Below are 16,638 nucleotides of genomic sequence, written 5' to 3' on the forward strand. Positions count from 1 at the left end.
CGCGCTTAGACGTATCCGTCGACGATTGCCGCGGCGATCTCCCGGTACGCGCGCCGCGTTTCGGGGCGAAGCACATCGAGTGTGACGAGGTCGCCGTCGGCCACCCCGCGGTCGTGCGGAACCGCGATCAGCTGGCGGCAGATGCCGGACAGGTGTTCCTCGATGGCGTCCTTGTCCACCCGGGTGGACACCTCGTCCTTGTCGGTGATGACCACGACGGCGTTGCGGGCCAGATCTTCGTAGCCGTGGCTGGCCAGCCAGTGAAGCGTGCTGCGGGCCCGCTTGGCTCCGCTGACGGCGTAGCCGGCCGCGATGATCAGGTTGTCCGCCGACTGCAGGATGCCGCTCATGGCATTGTGCGTCACGCCCGTGCCGCAGTCGATCAGCGCCACTGAGTAGTAGGCGGAGATGAGCTTGCGGATCCGCAGGTATTCCTCGGCCGTCAGCGAATCTGAAACCTCGGGGTCCTGTTCGCCGGCGATGAGGTGGAGCCTGCCGGCGTGGTGCATGTAACGGGCCAGGGCCGTGAGGGAATCGACTGACTCGATGTTCTTGAGCAGGTCGGTGATGGTGCGCGGGCTCTGCTGCTGGTAGATCCCTTCGCCGAGGGCGCGCTCGACGAGGTCGCCGGAATCGGGGTTGGCGTCGATGGCGCACGGAGGATCGCCCCGGAACTCGGCCAGGGTCAGTCCGACGCCGACTGTAGTGGAGGTCTTCCCGATGCCGCCTTTGAGGCTCAGGACGGCCGTGTTGTAGCTGCCCTGGAGCTGGCGGGAGATGCGCCGGGCCAGCTCGTCTTCCTCACGCTGCCTGGCACTCGGGCCCAGGTTCAGTCCGCCGCCGGTGAGGTTGAAGAGGGCGCCGCGGAACCCGCCGACGGGCCGGGGCTTCTGCTCGCGGACAAAAAGACCCGGGGAGCTGATGAAGTCCGGCAGCGGGGCGTCGGCCAAGGCCGCGGCCTTGCTGGCCGAACGGGTGGAACGGGTGGGCTGGGCGGGCACGGCAGGAGCGGCCTCGGGGGCAGGCGGCTTCAGCACGGGATCCTTGGACGGTTTGGCAGGCTGCGGGCGCGCTGGCGCATCGGCGGCAGCGGCGGCCTCCGCCCAGGAACTGCTGGGGGCTGAAGGGCGCTGTTCGGCCTGGTTGCTCGAAATGATGGGCATGGTTCCTGTCCAGGCGTCAGAGTCGTCGCCGCGGCGGCGGTCTCTCCGACGCGGAAGTTGGGCCTGCTCTTCAGCTGCTTCAGCTTCAGCGAGGGCGTTGGCGGTCTTGTTTTCGACCGGTTCTGGCATGTTCGTTCCCCCCAGGGATCACAGCGCAGACCGCTGCAGTGCTCGATTGACATCGTTCAAGGAACAAGTCTAGGGGCAGTAATGAGCACACTTACCATCACCGCCATTTATCTGGACTTAGCGGTGGGCCCGCGTGTCCTGCAGGCGCTTGATGAACCAGCGCGACTGTTCGGGGCCGTACGGCAGGATCGGGATGGCCTTGGTTGCATCGTCCGGGGTTTCCCGGGTGGCCTGGATGGCCTGCCGGACCGCGGTGCTCATGGTGTTGGCCATGGTCTTGACGAACTGGTCCGAGCAGGGTTCGCCGTGGCCGGGAATCAGGAATTCGTAGCGGTGCCGCAGCGCGGAGAGGTGCCGGAGGGCGTCGGCCCAGTCTTCCGGGAATGAGTCCTCGAAGGATGGGTGGGAACCCTGTTCAACGAGGTCGCCGGCGAAGAGGGTGCTTGCCGTGCCGACCAGGAGGTCGCCGTCGGTGTGGCCGCGGCCCAGGTAGAACAAGGTGGCGGTCTGTCCGCCAAGATCCACGAGCACCGGCTGGTCCTTCACGATGGCGTTCGGAACCACCAGCTCAGCGTCGGATCCCTGACCGGCCGCCATTTCCGGTTCCGCGGAGGCCACAAGGCGGCGCTGCTCGTCGCCGTTCTCCTCGATTTCCGCGGCGCAGTTCTCGTGCGCCCAGAATTCCGTGACGCCGTCACTGGCGAAGACGGCGTTGCCGAAGAAGTGGTCGTAGTGGGCGTGCGTGTTGACGACGACGAGCGGCAACCCGGTCTTTTCCCGCACGGCGGCCAGGATCTCGCGGCCCTGCCGGGGGCCGCAGCCGGTGTCGATCACCATGGCGCGCTCGGTGCCGACCACCAGACCGGTGTTGAGCAGGGAACCTTGGGTTGTCAGTACGTAGTTGTCCGGACCGACTTCGAGCCATCGTGACATTGAATCTCCGTATTTCCGACGCTTTTCCGGCATTGTTGGTCCGGCGTTGTTAGTGCTGTACAGGCCTCGATTCTACCCGCGCTGGCTGGCATTTCCCGTCAGGGCATGCCCGTCCCGTCCCTGCGGCGGGTATGCCCGGACCCCTCGTCGTGGCCTGCGCGGCGGTGTAGCCTGTGGGCTACTTCCCTCGAGTGAGCCAGGTGCTCCACCGAACGAATGGGGGTGGCTCCCGTTGAAATCCGGCACGTCCCTGGAGCGGATGGTGTTCTTCAGCGATGCCGTCTTCGCGATCGCCCTGACGCTCCTGGCCCTGGACCTGAAACTGCCCGAGGGCATTCCCGCGGAGCAGGTGGACGACGCCTTGGTGGCTGCCCTGCCGCAGCTGCTGGCGTACGCCTTGTCCTTTGTCATCATCGCCAAGACGTGGATGTCCCACCACTCCGACTTTGCCCTCATCCGCCGTTTCAATGCGAACCTGGCCTGGCTGAATCTGGCCCTCTTGTTCTTCATCGCCATGCTGCCCGGTCCGACGGCGGTCCTCAGTGACTACGGGGACGATCCCACCCCGTGGCCGAGCGTCCTGTACGCCGCCAACATTGCCGCGGTCTATCTGATGCTGGCGGCCATCTGGGGCTATGCGAAGCACGCGGGGCTCATGGACCGCGAGATGGCCGCCCACGTCCACCGCCGCATCTTTTATGCGCGGATTGCTGTGGCGCTGGTCTTCCTGCTCTCCATCCCGGCGGCGTTCGTCTTCAACGCCTACACGCCATTCGTGTGGCTGCTGCTCCTGCCGGCATCGTGGCTGGCGCGGTGGCTCTCGGCCCGGCCGGAGAGCACGGAGACCGCACCAGACTGACTGTGCGGTCCCCGTCCCCTCACCCGGGATGCAGATCCCGGTTAAGCCTCACATGTCCGCGAGTGCCGACCCCGGGTTCTCGATCGCGTCCGCGACGTAGCGCAGGAAGCCGCCGGCCGCGCCGCCGTCGCACACCCGGTGGTCGAACGTGAGCGTCAGCTCGGTGACCTTGCGGACCGCGAGCTCGCCGTTGACCACCCAGGGCTTGTCGATGATCCGCCCGACGCCGAGGATCCCCACCTCGGGGTGGTTGATGATCGCGGCGGAACCGTCCACCCCGAACACGCCGTAGTTGTTCAGCGTGAACGTGCCGCTGCCCAGTTCCGCCGGGGTCGCTTTACCCTCGCGCACGACGGCGGTGAGGCGGCGGATCTCGGCGTCCAGTTCGCGGGCGCTGAGCTTGTCCGCGTTCCGCACCGACGGCACCATCAGTCCGCGGTCGGTCTGCGCCGCGAACCCGAGGTTGACGCCGTCGAAGGCCACAATCTCCTGCATCGCGCCGCCCGCGGCATCCTCGGTGGTCACGATCCGGGTGTTCAGCTCCGGGAACTTCTTGAGCCCGGCAGTAACAAACCGGGCGATGAAGGCCAGCAGCCCGGGGGTGCTGTGCGGGTCCGCTTTCTTCAGCGCGGCACGCATCTCCACCAGCGCTGTGGCGTCCACGTCCACCCACACGGTGGCTTCCGGGATCTCGGAGCGGCTGCGCGTCATGTTCGCCGCGACCGCCTTGCGCACGCCCCGGACCGCCGTGCGTCCGGAAATGCCCAGCCCGGTGCGCGCGTCGGTGTCTCCGGATGCCGCGGCAGGCGCGGCAGGCTCTGCAGCCGGGCGCTCAACCACCGGCGACGGCTTGATGACGGCCTCGACATCGCGCCGCATGATGAGCCCGCTGGCCCCCGACCCTTGGAGTTCCCCCAAATCAACCCCATGATCGCGCGCCATCCGGCGAACCAGCGGAGAAATAACGGCCCCCAGTTTCCCGGGAACCCTGGTGCGCATCAGCACCAGGTCATCGGCAGCCTTCTCGGCAGCAGAGACCCCGCTGACAGCCTCAGCCATCGCGGCCCGCTTAGGAGCCCGCGTCCGCCGGGCAACCCCATGACCGCCAGGAGTCCCATACCCAATCAGGACATTGCCGGACCCGGCCTTCTCCTCCTCGCGGTAAGCCTCAGCCGCAACAGCAGCCGGCGACGAAACAACGGCGTCAGGTGAGTCGGAAGCAACGGCCGGTGACGTACCCGCAGACCCAGCCGACGCAGGCGATGCCGCCCCGGGAGTGGCATCGGGCCTGTCGGAGCCGGTCGGCATGCTGCTTGCAGCAATGCCGATCGGCGAAGGGGCGGGGGCGGCATCGCCTGTGGCGGCGCCCGCACCGGAAGCACCGGAAGCAGCGGAAGCACCGGAAGCAGCGGAAACAGCGGCTCCAACCGGCATCACCGAGATCAGCGGCTTGCCGACGTCGAGCGTCTGGCCGGGCTCGCCGTGCAGCACTGCCACGGTGCCGGCGTACGGCGAGGGCACCTCCACCATGGACTTGGCCGTCTCGACCTCGGCGATCGGCTGGTCCACGCGGATTTCGTCGCCCACGGACACGAGCCAGTTCACGAGTTCGGCTTCGGTGAGGCCTTCGCCCAGGTCCGGCAGGAGGAATACTTTCGGTTCGCTCATGGTCAGTCTTCCCACTGGAGGTCGTCTACGGCGTCGAGGATGCGGTCCACGCCGGGCAGGTAGTAGTGCTCGAGCTTCGGCGCCGGGTACGGCACGTCGAAACCGGTGACACGGCGGATCGGTGCGGCCAGGTGGTGGAAGCAGCGTTCCTGGACCCGGGCGACGATTTCCGAGGCCACGGACGCGAAGCCGTGGGCCTCGGCGATGACCACGGCGCGGCCGGTCTTGCGGACCGAGGCGCAGACGGTCTCGTCGTCGAACGGCACGATCGATCGGACGTCGATCACTTCCAGCGAGCGGCCTTCCTCGGCGGCGGCGGCCGCGGCGGCGAGCGCTGTCGGGACTGACGGGCCGTAGGCGATCAGGGTGGCGTCGGTGCCGGGGCGGGCCACGGCGGCGCGGCCCTCGGAGGACGTGCCGTGCTCGGTGTTCGCGGCGTGCTCGGCGCGCAGCGCGTCCAAGTCCACCTGGTCCTTGGACCAGTAAAGCTTCTTGGGCTCCATGAACATGACGGGGTCGTCGGAGTCGATGGCTTCCCGGAGCATCCGGTAGCCGTCGGCCACGGTGGCCGGGGTGAAGACCTTCAGGCCGGCGGTGTGCGCGTAGTAGGCCTCGGACGAGTCGCAGTGGTGCTCCACTCCCCCGATGCCGCCGGCGTAGGGAACCCGGATGACCATGGGCAGCTTCACGGCGCCCTTGGTGCGGTTGTGCATCTTGGCGACGTGGCTCACGATCTGTTCGAAGGCCGGGTACGCGAACGCGTCGAACTGCATCTCGATGACCGGGCGCATGCCGTTCATCGCCATGCCGACGGCCATGCCGACGATGCCGGATTCGGCCAGCGGGGTGTCGAAGCAGCGGCTCGTGCCGAAGGTTTTGGTGAGCCCGTCCGTGATGCGGAAGACGCCGCCGAGCATGCCGACGTCCTCGCCGAAGACCAGGACCGAGGGGTCCGCGTGCATGGCGTCCGCCATCGCGGTGTTCAGGGCCTTGGCCAGGGTGATGGTCTGCGGGCCGGCCTGCTCGGCCGCAACAGCAGCCTTGGCGGCGGCGCGCGCGGTCGCGGCGCTGACGTTGCCGTTCGCCTCGGAGGATGTGGTGATGGTGGGGCTCATTTCCCGGCCCCCTTCGAAGCAGATGCGGTTGCGGTGGATGCGGCGTCGCGGGCCAGTTCGTCGGCGAGCATGGCGGACTGTTCCTTCAGCTGTGGTGTGGGGGTGGAGAAGACGTACTTGAAGAGATCCTGCGGTTCCACCGGGACCTCTTCGCTGAGGCCCTCGCGCAGCTGCGTGGCCACAGCCTCTGCCTTTTCGGCGATCCTGGCGGCACGGTCGTCGTCCAGCAGGCCGCGGTCCGTCAGGTAGGTCTGCATCCGGCTCAGCGGATCCTTCGCCACCCATTCGGCGACTTCGCTGTCCTGCCGATAGCGGGTGGCGTCATCGGCGTTGGTGTGCGCCTGCATCCGGTAGGTGTGCGCCTCCACCAGCAGCGGGCCGGAACCTTCCCGGGCGAGCTTGACGGCCCGGCCGAGGACGGCCAGAAGGGCCACGATGTCGTTGCCGTCCACGCGTTCGCCAGCCATGCCGTAGCCCACGGCCTTGTGGGCGAGCGAGGGCGCAACGGACTGGTGCGCCAGCGGCACGGAGATCGCGTACTGGTTGTTCTGGACGAAGAAGACCACGGGCAGGTGGAAGACGGCGGCGAAGTTCAGGGCCTCGTGGAAATCGCCTTCGCTCGTGGCGCCGTCGCCGCACATGGCCAGGACCACGGTGTCCTCGCCGCGCAGTTTGGCGGCGTGGGCAACGCCGACGCCGTGCAGCAGCTGGGTGGTCAGCGGGGTGCACTGGATGCCAACCTTGTTCTTGGCGGGGTCGTAGCCGCCGTGCCAGTCGCCGCGGAAGAGCGTCATCGTCTGGACCGGATCCACGCCGCGGGCCATGACGGCCACAGAGTCGCGGTAGGTGGGGAACAGCCAGTCGCCCTCGGCAAGGCACAGTGCGGCGGCAACCTGGCACGCCTCCTGGCCGTGGCTCGAGGGGTAGACGGCCATGCGGCCCTGCCGGACCAGCGCGGAGTTCTGGTCATTGACGCGGCGGCCGACGACGAGCTGCTCGTATGCGGCCATCAGTTCGGCTTCGCTGGGCAGGCTGTACTCGTGCCCCGGCTGGGTGCCCTGCTCCGTGTGGGGATTCAGGGTTCCGTCCGGGCCCACCATCTGGATCTGGTGGCGGGCGGGAAGCATGTAGTCCTCAACGGTGATGCCGAACTTGCTCACGGCCTCACCGGCTGGATCTTGTTGCGCGGCCTGCTGCGCAGCTGGCTGCGCAGCGTGGTCTGCGGAGATCGTCATTGGTCCGTCCTTCTGTAGCCACTAATCTTTCCCAGTATGCCGCCAGCTGATGTTTCGTATCCACCTCTCCGGGGAATCGTGGAGATGTCCACAAATTTGCCCTAATCTGAAAGACAAATCGTAAGTGTGAGCTGGATTACCGACGGGGGTTGTAGACGAATGGCAGAGCTCGAATCAGAGCAGGTGGCGGTGCCGCTGGACGATGTGGACCGGAACATCATCGCGGAGCTGACCCGGGACGGCCGGATGTCGGTGACACAGGTGGCCGAGAACGTCCATATTTCCCGCGCCCACGCCTACACCCGGATCGCCCGGCTCACCGGCGAAGGCGTCCTGACCAAGTTCACCGCCCTGGTGGATCCCATCAAGGCCGGCCTGAAGTCTTCTGCCTACGTCACACTGAAGGTGCGCCAGCATTCCTGGCGCGAGCTGCGCGAACTCCTGCGCGCCATCCCCGAGGTCCACCACATCGCGCTGGTGGGCGGGGACTTCGATGTCATCCTGCTGGTGCGCGCCGTGGACAACATCGACCTGCGCCGGGTGATCTTCGACCAGCTGCAGTCCATGCCCGGGGTGCTGGACACCCAGACGTTCCTGGTGTTCGAGGACCTGGACACCCGCTAGCTGACGAACGCCTTCATCCAGGCCCGGAGCTCTTCGCCGAACTCCACCCGGTCGGCAGCGATCGAGATGACCGCCTTGAGGTAGCTGAGTTTGTCTCCGGTGTCATACCGGCGGCCCCGGAAGACCACCCCGTAGACGCCTCCGCCCTCGCAGTCGGACACGGCCAGGGTCTGCAGCGCGTCGGTGAGCTGGATTTCACCACCGCGGCCGGGCGGGGTGTCCTCCAGGACATCGAAAATCTCCGGATGCAGGATGTACCGGCCGATCACGGCCAGGTTGGACGGGGCCTCGGCTGCGGCAGGCTTCTCCACGAGCCGGTTGACCCGCACATGGTCCTGGCCCGGCACCGCCGAAACGTCGGCGCAGCCGTAGGCACTGATTTCCGCCGGATCCACCTCGATCAGGGCCACAACGGAGCCGCCCGTCCGGGCCTGGACCTCCATCATGGCGGTCAGCAGCTCGTCCCGCTCGTCGATCAGGTCATCGCCCAGCAGGACGGCGAACGGTTCGTACCCGACATGCTGGCGGGCGCAGAGGACCGCATGGCCGAGGCCTTTGGGATCGCCCTGGCGCACGTAGTGCAGCGGGCCCAGGCGGGAAGCGTGGCGGACGGCCTCCAGCCTGTCGAAATCACCCTTGAGTTCGAGGGCGTGCTCCAGCGAGGGCTCGCGGTCGAAGTGGTCCTCCAGCGCCCGCTTCTGGCGCCCGGTCACCATCAGCAAGTCCGTCAGCCCGGCCCGGACGGCTTCTTCCACCACGTACTGGATGGCCGGCTGGTCGACCACGGGCAGCATTTCCTTGGGCATCGCCTTAGTTGCCGGCAGGAACCGCGTTCCCAGTCCCGCCGCAGGTATGACAGCCTTGTTTACAGATTTCCCCAGAGTCATAACCGAACATTACAAGCGGGTTCCGGAAATGAAAATGCTTCGAAGCAAAGACGAGTACCACGAAAGCACGTTTCCGGGACGCCCGGCCTGGCCGGCCCTCAGCCCTTGAAAACCGGGCTGCGCTTCTCCTGGAAGGCGCGGAAACCCTCGGCGTAGTCCTCGCTCTTGCACAGCCGTGCCTGTTCTGCGTTTTCTTCCTCCATGGCCTCCCACAGCCCCAGCCGCTGGTCCCGGATGTGCGCGACGAGCTCCTTGCTGGCCCGGAACGCACCCGTGGCGCCGGTGGCAACGTTGGCCACGATGGCGCGGGTATTGTCCAGCAGTTCCGCCGCGGGCATGGCCCGGCTGAACAGGCCCTGCGCCACGGCGTCGGCGCCGCTCATGAGCTCGGCGGTGTAGATCAGGTCCAGGGTCCGGTGCATGCCCAGGCGCTCGGTGAAATACCAGTGCCCGCCCGAATCGAGGGTGGCACCGAGCCTGGCGAACGGTGAGCCGACCTTGGCATTCTCTGCCACGTAGACCACGTCTGTGGCCAGCAGCAGCCCCAGCCCCACGCCGAGGCAGGCGCCCTGGGCAGCGGCGAACGTGGGCGCGGGGAAGGCGCTCATTTTCTTCAGCAGCGGCTGGACGAGCCCGCCGAGGTAGGCCTGCGCGTCATCGCTCTCCGGGGTCACGCCGGCGATGTCACGGCCGGCGCAGAAGGCCCGGCCCTCGCCGCGGAGCAGCAGCGCCCGGACTTCACCGCGCGCGGCGGCGTCAGCGGCGTCGTCGTACGCCCGGGACAAATCCGCGAGCGCCTGCTCGTCGAGGGAGTTCAGCTTGTGCGGGGCGTCGAGGACGACCTCGGCGACGCCGTCGGCGATGGAAAGGGAAATCATGGGGCTCCTTGGATTCGAAAAGGCCTGGACGTCGAAAAACCTTAGACGTCGAAGTCCACCGTGACTTCCGGGGTGGTGGGGTGGGACTGGCAGGTCAGGACGTAGCCCTTGTCGAGCTCATCCTGCTCCAGGGCGTAGTTCTCGTCCATGGTGACGTTGCCGCTGACCACCTTGGCCCGGCAGGTGCCGCAGACGCCGCCGGCACAGGCGAACGGCACATCGGGGCGGACCCGGAGGGCGGCGTTGAGGACGGACTCACGGGCATGGGTGGGGCTGGCCACTTCGCCCTGCAGCCCGTCCAGCTTGAACGTGATCTTGTAGGTTTCCTTGGATTCGTCCGTGACCACGGGCCGGCCAATGTTGCCCTCGGGGCGCTCCGGCTTGCCCGAGGTGAACAGTTCGAAGCGGACGTGCTCCGGGGCGACACCGCGCGCGGCGAGCGTGTCCCGGCAGAGCTGGACGAGTTCGAACGGGCCGCAAAGGAACCATTCGTCAACGTCTTCGGCGTGGATCGCGGTGCCCAGCAGGGCCTGCAGCTTCTCGGCGTCGATCCTGCCGCTGAGCAGCGGCGCGATCCGCTGTTCACGCGAAAGGACGTGGTGCAATGCCAGCCGGGCGGGGTATCTGTCCTTCAGGTCCGCGAGTTCTTCCAGGAACATCACGTCCATGGCGGCCTTGTTGGCGTAGATGAGGTCGAAGCGGGTCTCCGGGTGGGCCGCCAGCAGGGTGCGGGCGATGGCGATCACGGGGGTGATGCCGGAGCCGGCGGCGATCGCCACGAAGGAGCCGGGCTCACCCGCCAACTCTGTTGCCATGTCCTGCGGGTGATTCATCGAGTTCATGACGTTCTGTTCCACGGATTTGCCGTCGCGGCCGTGCTTGGAGACAAAGGCACCCATGGGGCTCATGACGTCCAGGACGTCGCCGGCCTTGAGCTCGGCATTGGCCCACGTGGAGAACAGGCCCCCGAGGTCTTTCTTGATGGCGACGCGGATTTCGCTGCTGCCGTCCGCGAAACTGCGCGGTTCGGCGCAGATCGAGTAGCTGCGGCGGATCTCGTGCGGCTGGCCGTCGGCGTCGGGCAGCGTGGTGCGCAGCGCGACGTACTGGCCCGGCAGGTAGTCGAACTGTCCGGCGAGCTCGGCCGGGACCCCGAACGTCACCTCGATGGCGTCGTCGGTGAGCCGGCGGACCTCGTCCACCGTCAGCGTGTGGAAGGACGCACGACGGCGGCCGGTGACTGCGGCCGACTCCGCGGCGGTCTGGCGGACAACCTTCATGGAGGCACCTGTTCCTTACAAGACTTTGAAGTAGTCGAACGGTTCCTTGCAGTCCTGGCACACGTAGAGGGCCTTGCAGGATGTGGAACCGAAGCGGGTGAGTTCTTTGGTGTTGAGGGATGAGCACTGGGGGCACTTGACGGCGAGCGCGAGCCGGACCGGGCCGGCGTGCCGGGTGGCCGCTGAGTGGCCCGAGGGCGGAGCGATCCCGTACTGCTCCAGCTTGGCCTTGCCGTCCTCGCTCATCCAGTCGGTGGTCCAGGCCGGCGAGAGGACAAGTTCCACCCGGACGCTCGGGTACCCCGCGCGGTGGAAAGCCGTGGTGAGGTCATCCCGGATGGCGTCCATGGCGGGACAGCCGGAGTACGTCGGGGTGATGGTGACCTGGACGGCGGGAACCATCCCGCCGTCGTCAGTGCTTGGTTCCGTCGAGACCTGGACATCGCGAAGGATGCCGAGGTCCGCGATGGTGAGGACCGGGATTTCGGGGTCGCATACTGTGGCAGCCACCGCCCAGGCCTTTTCCCGGGCGGTGTTGCCCTTGGCGGCGTTGCGGCGCTCGGCGGTTTCCGGATCAGAAACAAACATATCCATGGTTTCTACCAGCTGGCTCCGGGGTGCTCGCGGGCGAGCACCTGCATCTCGGCGAGGATGTAGCCGAGGTGTTCGGAGTGCAGACCCCGGCGGCCCCCGCCCGGTGTTGGCTGGACGTTGGGGACCTCGAGCTCCGCTTCGGCCAGGACCTCGCCGGTGAGCCGGTCGAAATCCTCGCGCAGGCTCGACGGCTGGGGCGCGGCGCCGGCTTCGCTGAGGCGTCCGGTGAGTTCGTCGTCGTGGAACAGCTCATCGACGAAAGGCCAGACGACTTTGAACGCGTGGCTCATCCGCTGGCGCGATTCGTCCGTGCCGAGGGCCAGGCGCAGCACCCACTGGGCGCTGTGGTCCCGGTGGTAGTCCACTTCCTTGACCGCCTTGGCGGCGATGCCGGCCAGGGTGGAGTCGGTGGAGGACATCAGCCGGCGGTAGAGCTCGAACTGGTAGTAGCTGACCACGAATTGCCGGGCGATGGTGACGGCGAAGTCCCCGTTCGGCTGCTCGAAGAGCGCCGCGGAGCGGAACTCATGCTCGCTGCGGAAGTAGGCGAGATCGTCTTCGCTGCGGGCTGTGCCGTCCTCTCCGAGAGCGCCGCCGGCGTAGCTGAGGAAGGACCGGGCATGGCCCAGTTCATCCAGAGCGATGTTGCCGAGGGCGACATCCTCTTCGAGCTCCGGGGCGCGGGAGATCCAGTGGCCCAGCCGCTGGGCCAGGATCAGGGCGTCGTCACCCAGGCGCAACGCGAACTCGGCAGCGTCCTCGCTCGGCTTCGCGGAGCCGCGGCTGACGGCGAGGGCAATGTCCTCCGGACGGAGGGCGTTGCCGGGGGTGATGCGGGTGGCGCTGGCCGTGGCCTCGCCGCTACCGCTGGCTCCGGTGACGCCGACGTTGATGTCGCCGTGGCCGGCCGTTTCTTCTGCGGGCAGGGCAGTTTCGGGAGTGGTGCTCACAGGTGCTTCACGCCCTCACTCTTGGTGTAGTACGTGGCGTGGCGGTAGTCCTTGCCCTGGGGGGATTCGAAGAAGGAGCCCTTGGAATCGGGGTCGCTGGAGGCGATGGCGTCGGCCGGAACCACCCAGATGGACACCCCTTCGTTGCGGCGGGTGTAGAGGTCCCGGGCGTTTCGCAGGGCCATGGCCGCGTCGGGCGCGTGTAGCGATCCTGCATGGACGTGGGACAGGCCGCGGCTGGAGCGGACAAATACTTCCCAGATGGGCCAGACGTTTCCTGCTTGGGGCTCTGTTGTCATGCTGCGGATACCTTTTCTGCTTGCTTCTTTGCCTGCTTTTCCGCGTAGGCGGCGGCGGCTTCGCGCACCCAGGCGCCGTTCTGGTGTGCCTCGCGGCGCCGTTCCAGACGCTGGGCGTTGCAGGGGCCGCGGCCGGCCAGGACTTCATGGAATTCAGCCCAGTCCAGCGGCCCGTGCTCCCACTTCTTGGTTTCCTCGTTGAACCGGATGTCCTTGTCCGGAAGCGTCAGGCCGAGGACCTTGACCTGCTCCATCATCATGCCGACAAACCGGTTGCGGAGCTCGTCATTGCTGAATCGCTTGATGTTCCAGGCCATGGACTGCTTGGAGTTGGGCGAATCGTCGTCCGGCGGGCCGAACATCATCAGGGCGGGGGCGTACCAGCGGTTCACCGCTTCCTGCGCCATCTGCTTCTGCTCCGGGGTGCCGTTGGAGAGTTCCAGCAGGATCTCAAAGCCCTGGCGCTGGTGGAAGGACTCTTCCTTGCAGACCCGCACCATGGCCCGGCCGTAGGGGCCGAAAGAGGCGCGGCAGAGCGGCACCTGGTTGGCGATCGCGGCGCCGTCGACCATCCAGCCGATGGCACCCATGTCTGCCCAGGTGCGGGCGGGGTAGTTGAAGATGGAGGAGTACTTGGCCTTGCCGTCCATCAGGTCCTGCATCATCTGATCGCGTGGCTGGCCGAGGGTTTCGGCAGCGGAATACAGGTAGAGTCCGTGGCCGGCCTCGTCCTGGACCTTGGCCATGAGGATGGCCTTACGCTTCAGGCTCGGGGCGCGGGAGATCCAGTTGGCTTCGGGCTGCATGCCAATGATCTCCGAGTGCGCGTGCTGCGAGATCTGGCGCAGGAGCGTTTTGCGGTAGGCCGGGGGCATCCAGTCATGCGGCTCGATCCGGGAATCTTCCGCCATGACCTTGTCGAAGTATGCCTGGCCCTCGGCGTCGCGCCGGGCCGCGTCCTCGGGGCTCGGTTCATGCCGTGCCTGCGATGGCTCGGCGGGCACTGACTGCAGGGTCTGCGATGCCATGGTTGCTCCTAATGATTTCCGATAAATAATTACCGACCGTTCGTTCAGGATATGCGGAAGGCCGGAGATGCGTCAAGGACAGGAATCCGTGCAACGCTGGTTGTATGGATCTGGAGGTGTCGGCCGCGCTCACCATTCCCGCGTCGGAACTCCGCTGGCGGTTCTCGCGGTCGTCCGGGCCCGGCGGCCAGCACGTCAACACCTCGGACAGCCGCGTCGAACTCTCGTGGAATGTCGCGGCCTCGACGGCGCTTTCGGATGGCCAACGGCTGATGCTGGCCACGCGCCTTGAACGGCGCCTCATCACCGGGGTTATCACCGTGACCGCCGCCGATCAGCGCTCTCAGTTGCGCAACCGCGAGATCGCCCTGGCCAAGCTCGCCGGCCTCGTGGCAGAGGGTCTTGCCCCCGAGGCTGCCCGCCGGCGCGCGACCAAACCCACCCGCGGCTCGAACCGTCGACGCCTCGCCGCCAAGGAAAAGCGGGCGGCAACGAAACAGCAACGACGGCGGCCGTCCGCCGAATAGCGCCGTCCAGGCATCCAGTCAGCGGGGAAACGCACGCCGGTGCCCGGGGGAGGATAAGCTCGAACATCACGTCGCCGCTAAGCCTCACGAACCGGAAAAGGAAGCCTTGGAGTCGTCCTCACCCATTCGGATCCTGACCATCTGCACAGGGAACATCTGCCGTTCCCCCGTCGCAGAACGCCTGCTCCGGGCAGGACTTGACCGGATGAAACCCGGCGCCTTCCAGGTAGAGAGTGCCGGCACGCGGGCCATGGTGGGCGAGCCCGTCCAGCCCAGCTCAGCGGACATCATCCGGGCCTATGGCGGAACACCGGAAGGCTTTGCCGCCCGGCAGTTGACGCCGAAGATCCTGCGCGACACCGATCTGGTCCTGACCATGGCCGCACATCACCGCGGCGAAGCGCTGCAGCTGGATGCCTCCGCGCTCCGGCGCACGTTTACCGTCCGTGAGTTCGCGCGCATGCTGAGGGTCCTGGAACAGCGGGGCAGCACGCAGCGGGATGGCACGGCGGATCCGGCCGTGGACCTGGGAAGTTTTTGGCGCGAGTTGCCCGCCCGGGCCGCTGCGGTCCGGCACTTGACGCTTGCCCAGGACGCTTCAGAGGACGACGTCGTGGATCCCTACGGGCGCGGCGAAGGAATGTACCGGCAGATGGAGTACGAGCTTGCGCCCGCGCTCTTCACCATCCTGCGTTTCGCGCGCACTGCAGCTGAGCGGCACAATGGCTGAGCGGCCGTAATAGCCGGGCACTCCCGGAGGAGTTTCGTTCGACGAGCCGGAGCTATGCCGCCAACATCCTGGCCCGGGGTACTGCCGTCGTTTCCACCGGCGCCACTATGCTGAGCTGGCATTCCGTCTGAAGCGGATCAATGGCGGCGGGCAGGTGGTGGGAGGCTGAGCACTCCCGCAGCTGCTCAAGGGCCGCCGGCTCCACCACGGCGTGGCTGACATCCAACACCAGGTGGAGTCCTTCCCTCAGGTGGTTCGCCCGCTTGACCACCACGTACAGGGCCTGGAGGCTTCTTGCCGTCACATGTCCCTGCGCTGCTACTTCTGCCTGACCGCAATCGAGGTCGAGCCTGACAAGAACCCGGAGTTTGTGGTTCAAACGATTCCCCTGTTCGTGCATTTACTGCTTTGGCCGCGACGCTGCGACCGGTTTGGCCGCGACGCTGCGACCGCCCCCAGCCTAGGCAGGGAGTGTGACGCAGGCAACAGTGCGCTTCATATCCGGGAAACCCCGCGTTATCTAGCGCCTTCTTGGGCCAGAAGTGTTGTTGCCGTGCCCGGTGTACTGTAAAGAAGGCCGCCACCGCGCCCACTTTCCGGCGCCTGGCCCCCGGCGCAGCCAGCCTGAGTACGGACAGATAGATTCCGGGCACCGTCCCGGCTGATCAAGAGGAACACATGACGCACCCCTTCGACAGCGCAGACCAAGTCCCCGCGGCCGGATCCAGGGAACGGCGGCCCCTGAAGAAACACCGAGGCCGCAAGGTGCTGATCGCCGTCGCAGTGGTGGTGGCGCTCGTCGCGGTGGTGGCTGGAGGCTACCTCTTCAACCTGGCACGGACCTTCGACTCCGGTACGAGCAAGATTGAGCAGGCCTTCCCCGACGAGTCCACGCGGCCGCAGAAGACAAACTCCGCGATGAATATCCTGGTGATGGGCAGCGACAGCCGCGGCGCCGCCGAGGCTGATGCCGCGGGCGGAACGCCCACAAACCAGCGCGCGGACACGCTGATGCTCATGCACATCCCGGCGGACCGCAAGAACATCTACACCATGTCCATCATGCGCGACCTCTGGGTGGACATTCCCGGGCACGGCGAGGCGAAAATCAACTCGGCGCTGGCTCTTGGCGGTACGCCGTTGATGGTGCAGACCATCGAGTCGATCTTCCAGCAGCGCATCGATCACGTGGCGATGATCGACTTCGAAGGCTTCAAGGGACTCACCGACGCGTTGGGCGGGGTAAGCGTGAACATCAAGGTACCGTTCACCTCGACCGCACTGCCTGGCCAGTCCTTCGCCCCGGGCCAGCACACCTTCGATGGAACCCAAGCCCTGGCCTTCGTGCGCGAACGCCATGCCTACGCCGACGGCGACTACCAGCGGGTCCGCAACCAGCAGGAGTTCCTGCGGGCCATCATCAAGAAATCGATCGCCGGCCAGACGCTGAGCAACCCGATCACCATCAACAACATGGTGGGTGCCGTCTCGCCGTTCGTCACGGTCGACAAAACCTTCGATTCGGGAGCCGTGGCAGGGCTGGGGCTCGAACTCAAGGACATCCGGGCGCAGAACACCGTCATGTTCACCCTGCCGACCGGGGGCATCGGAACGTCCACGGACGGCCAGTCGATCGTGCTGGCCGACCCGGACGCCATCCAACAAATCTCCGCGGCGATGGCCTCTGACACCCTGGGCGAATACATTGCGGCGAACAAGTTCGAGAACGGCAACTAAGC

Annotated in this window: 18 protein-coding genes; 5 read left to right on the forward strand and 13 right to left on the reverse strand. The window is 66.7% G+C overall.

Annotation, left to right across the window (positions count from 1 at the left end):
• Positions 1-5: 5 nt before the first annotated feature.
• The gene (locus AC1DXI_RS08815; RefSeq protein WP_476938262.1) at positions 6-1,292 is read right to left on the reverse strand and encodes a MinD/ParA family ATP-binding protein; all 1,287 of its coding nucleotides are present in this window, start codon (positions 1,290-1,292) and stop codon (positions 6-8) included.
• A gap of 117 nt (positions 1,293-1,409) precedes the next feature.
• Positions 1,410-2,225, reverse strand: a complete 816-nt coding sequence (locus AC1DXI_RS08820) for an MBL fold metallo-hydrolase (RefSeq protein WP_476938263.1) — start codon at positions 2,223-2,225, stop codon at positions 1,410-1,412.
• 232 nt (positions 2,226-2,457) lie between these two features.
• Here AC1DXI_RS08820 and AC1DXI_RS08825 point away from each other — a divergent pair, with 232 nt between their 5' ends.
• On the forward strand, positions 2,458-3,084 hold the full coding sequence (locus AC1DXI_RS08825) for a TMEM175 family protein (protein ID WP_476938264.1): 627 nt from the start codon (positions 2,458-2,460) through the stop codon (positions 3,082-3,084).
• Between the two features lie 48 nt (positions 3,085-3,132).
• On the opposite strand, the gene AC1DXI_RS08830 is transcribed toward AC1DXI_RS08825, so the two are convergent.
• From AC1DXI_RS08830 to pdhA, 3 genes are read right to left on the reverse strand one after another with little or no spacing between them, the layout of a single operon-like run.
• A complete protein-coding gene (locus tag AC1DXI_RS08830) occupies positions 3,133-4,752 on the reverse strand; it encodes a dihydrolipoamide acetyltransferase family protein (protein WP_476938265.1) in 1,620 nt (539 codons plus the stop codon).
• Between the two features lie 2 nt (positions 4,753-4,754).
• A complete protein-coding gene (locus tag AC1DXI_RS08835) occupies positions 4,755-5,867 on the reverse strand; it encodes an alpha-ketoacid dehydrogenase subunit beta (protein ID WP_026537453.1) in 1,113 nt (370 codons plus the stop codon).
• Complete coding sequence (pdhA, locus tag AC1DXI_RS08840) at positions 5,864-7,102, reverse strand: pyruvate dehydrogenase (acetyl-transferring) E1 component subunit alpha (RefSeq protein WP_018775127.1); 1,239 nt, start codon at positions 7,100-7,102, stop codon at positions 5,864-5,866. Before pdhA ends, AC1DXI_RS08835 begins: the two co-directional genes overlap by 4 nt.
• A gap of 159 nt (positions 7,103-7,261) precedes the next feature.
• Here pdhA and AC1DXI_RS08845 point away from each other — a divergent pair, with 159 nt between their 5' ends.
• Positions 7,262-7,726 carry an Lrp/AsnC family transcriptional regulator gene (locus tag AC1DXI_RS08845; protein ID WP_026537452.1) on the forward strand — a complete coding sequence of 155 codons (465 nt, stop codon included), beginning with the start codon at positions 7,262-7,264 and terminating at the stop codon, positions 7,724-7,726.
• Here the strand turns inward: AC1DXI_RS08845 and galU are convergent.
• The 7 genes from galU to paaA form a co-directional block, all read right to left on the reverse strand.
• A complete protein-coding gene (galU, locus tag AC1DXI_RS08850; RefSeq protein WP_026537451.1) occupies positions 7,723-8,613 on the reverse strand; it encodes a UTP--glucose-1-phosphate uridylyltransferase GalU in 891 nt (296 codons plus the stop codon). The two genes, AC1DXI_RS08845 and galU, sit on opposite strands and share 4 nt — an antisense overlap.
• A 98-nt stretch (positions 8,614-8,711) precedes the next feature.
• Positions 8,712-9,491 (reverse strand): enoyl-CoA hydratase/isomerase family protein, encoded by a 780-nt coding sequence (locus AC1DXI_RS08855; protein ID WP_476938266.1) that lies wholly within the window; start codon positions 9,489-9,491, stop codon positions 8,712-8,714.
• 41 nt (positions 9,492-9,532) lie between these two features.
• Positions 9,533-10,771 carry a 1,2-phenylacetyl-CoA epoxidase subunit PaaE gene (gene paaE / locus AC1DXI_RS08860; RefSeq protein WP_476938267.1) on the reverse strand — a complete coding sequence of 413 codons (1,239 nt, stop codon included), beginning with the start codon at positions 10,769-10,771 and terminating at the stop codon, positions 9,533-9,535.
• A gap of 15 nt (positions 10,772-10,786) precedes the next feature.
• Entirely contained in the window at positions 10,787-11,359 is a 573-nt protein-coding gene (paaD, locus tag AC1DXI_RS08865; RefSeq protein ID WP_476938268.1) for a 1,2-phenylacetyl-CoA epoxidase subunit PaaD, read from the reverse strand.
• 11 nt (positions 11,360-11,370) lie between these two features.
• Positions 11,371-12,315 carry a 1,2-phenylacetyl-CoA epoxidase subunit PaaC gene (gene paaC, locus AC1DXI_RS08870; protein WP_476938269.1) on the reverse strand — a complete coding sequence of 315 codons (945 nt, stop codon included), beginning with the start codon at positions 12,313-12,315 and terminating at the stop codon, positions 11,371-11,373.
• Positions 12,312-12,614 (reverse strand): 1,2-phenylacetyl-CoA epoxidase subunit PaaB, encoded by a 303-nt coding sequence (gene paaB, locus AC1DXI_RS08875; RefSeq protein ID WP_476938270.1) that lies wholly within the window; start codon positions 12,612-12,614, stop codon positions 12,312-12,314. The genes paaC and paaB overlap by 4 nt, the downstream gene beginning before the upstream one ends.
• Positions 12,611-13,642 (reverse strand): 1,2-phenylacetyl-CoA epoxidase subunit PaaA, encoded by a 1,032-nt coding sequence (gene paaA, locus AC1DXI_RS08880; RefSeq protein ID WP_476938271.1) that lies wholly within the window; start codon positions 13,640-13,642, stop codon positions 12,611-12,613. Before paaA ends, paaB begins: the two co-directional genes overlap by 4 nt.
• Before the next feature lie 104 nt (positions 13,643-13,746).
• On the opposite strand from paaA, the gene arfB reads away from it, so the two are divergent.
• Both arfB and AC1DXI_RS08890 read left to right on the forward strand, forming a co-directional pair.
• Complete coding sequence (gene arfB, locus AC1DXI_RS08885) at positions 13,747-14,169, forward strand: alternative ribosome rescue aminoacyl-tRNA hydrolase ArfB (protein WP_476938272.1); 423 nt, start codon at positions 13,747-13,749, stop codon at positions 14,167-14,169.
• 106 nt (positions 14,170-14,275) lie between these two features.
• Positions 14,276-14,899 carry an arsenate reductase/protein-tyrosine-phosphatase family protein gene (locus AC1DXI_RS08890; protein ID WP_476938273.1) on the forward strand — a complete coding sequence of 208 codons (624 nt, stop codon included), beginning with the start codon at positions 14,276-14,278 and terminating at the stop codon, positions 14,897-14,899.
• A gap of 52 nt (positions 14,900-14,951) precedes the next feature.
• On the opposite strand, the gene AC1DXI_RS08895 is transcribed toward AC1DXI_RS08890, so the two are convergent.
• Complete coding sequence (locus AC1DXI_RS08895) at positions 14,952-15,203, reverse strand: hypothetical protein (RefSeq protein ID WP_476938274.1); 252 nt, start codon at positions 15,201-15,203, stop codon at positions 14,952-14,954.
• Positions 15,204-15,577: 374 nt separating this feature from the next.
• On the opposite strand from AC1DXI_RS08895, the gene AC1DXI_RS08900 reads away from it, so the two are divergent.
• A complete protein-coding gene (locus AC1DXI_RS08900) occupies positions 15,578-16,636 on the forward strand; it encodes an LCP family protein (protein ID WP_476938275.1) in 1,059 nt (352 codons plus the stop codon).
• Positions 16,637-16,638: the final 2 nt, after the last annotated feature.

It is taken from the genome of Arthrobacter sp. P1_H7 (assembly GCF_056405215.1).

What these genes read in the sequence shown, in the direction of transcription:
- paaB (WP_476938270.1), bottom strand. Translation starts at nt 12,614, where the DNA reads ATGACAACAGAGCCCCAAGCAGGAAACGTCTGGCCCATCTGGGAAGTA.
- paaD (WP_476938268.1), bottom strand. Translation starts at nt 11,359, where the DNA reads ATGTTTGTTTCTGATCCGGAAACCGCCGAGCGCCGCAACGCCGCCAAG.
- AC1DXI_RS08830 (WP_476938265.1), bottom strand. Translation starts at nt 4,752, where the DNA reads ATGAGCGAACCGAAAGTATTCCTCCTGCCGGACCTGGGCGAAGGCCTC.
- paaE (WP_476938267.1), bottom strand. Translation starts at nt 10,771, where the DNA reads ATGAAGGTTGTCCGCCAGACCGCCGCGGAGTCGGCCGCAGTCACCGGC.
- arfB (WP_476938272.1), top strand. Translation starts at nt 13,747, where the DNA reads ATGGATCTGGAGGTGTCGGCCGCGCTCACCATTCCCGCGTCGGAACTC.
- AC1DXI_RS08845 (WP_026537452.1), top strand. Translation starts at nt 7,262, where the DNA reads ATGGCAGAGCTCGAATCAGAGCAGGTGGCGGTGCCGCTGGACGATGTG.
- AC1DXI_RS08835 (WP_026537453.1), bottom strand. Translation starts at nt 5,867, where the DNA reads ATGAGCCCCACCATCACCACATCCTCCGAGGCGAACGGCAACGTCAGC.
- galU (WP_026537451.1), bottom strand. Translation starts at nt 8,613, where the DNA reads ATGACTCTGGGGAAATCTGTAAACAAGGCTGTCATACCTGCGGCGGGA.
- AC1DXI_RS08815 (WP_476938262.1), bottom strand. Translation starts at nt 1,292, where the DNA reads ATGCCAGAACCGGTCGAAAACAAGACCGCCAACGCCCTCGCTGAAGCT.
- AC1DXI_RS08820 (WP_476938263.1), bottom strand. Translation starts at nt 2,225, where the DNA reads ATGTCACGATGGCTCGAAGTCGGTCCGGACAACTACGTACTGACAACC.
- pdhA (WP_018775127.1), bottom strand. Translation starts at nt 7,102, where the DNA reads ATGACGATCTCCGCAGACCACGCTGCGCAGCCAGCTGCGCAGCAGGCC.
- paaA (WP_476938271.1), bottom strand. Translation starts at nt 13,642, where the DNA reads ATGGCATCGCAGACCCTGCAGTCAGTGCCCGCCGAGCCATCGCAGGCA.
- AC1DXI_RS08855 (WP_476938266.1), bottom strand. Translation starts at nt 9,491, where the DNA reads ATGATTTCCCTTTCCATCGCCGACGGCGTCGCCGAGGTCGTCCTCGAC.
- AC1DXI_RS08900 (WP_476938275.1), top strand. Translation starts at nt 15,578, where the DNA reads ATGACGCACCCCTTCGACAGCGCAGACCAAGTCCCCGCGGCCGGATCC.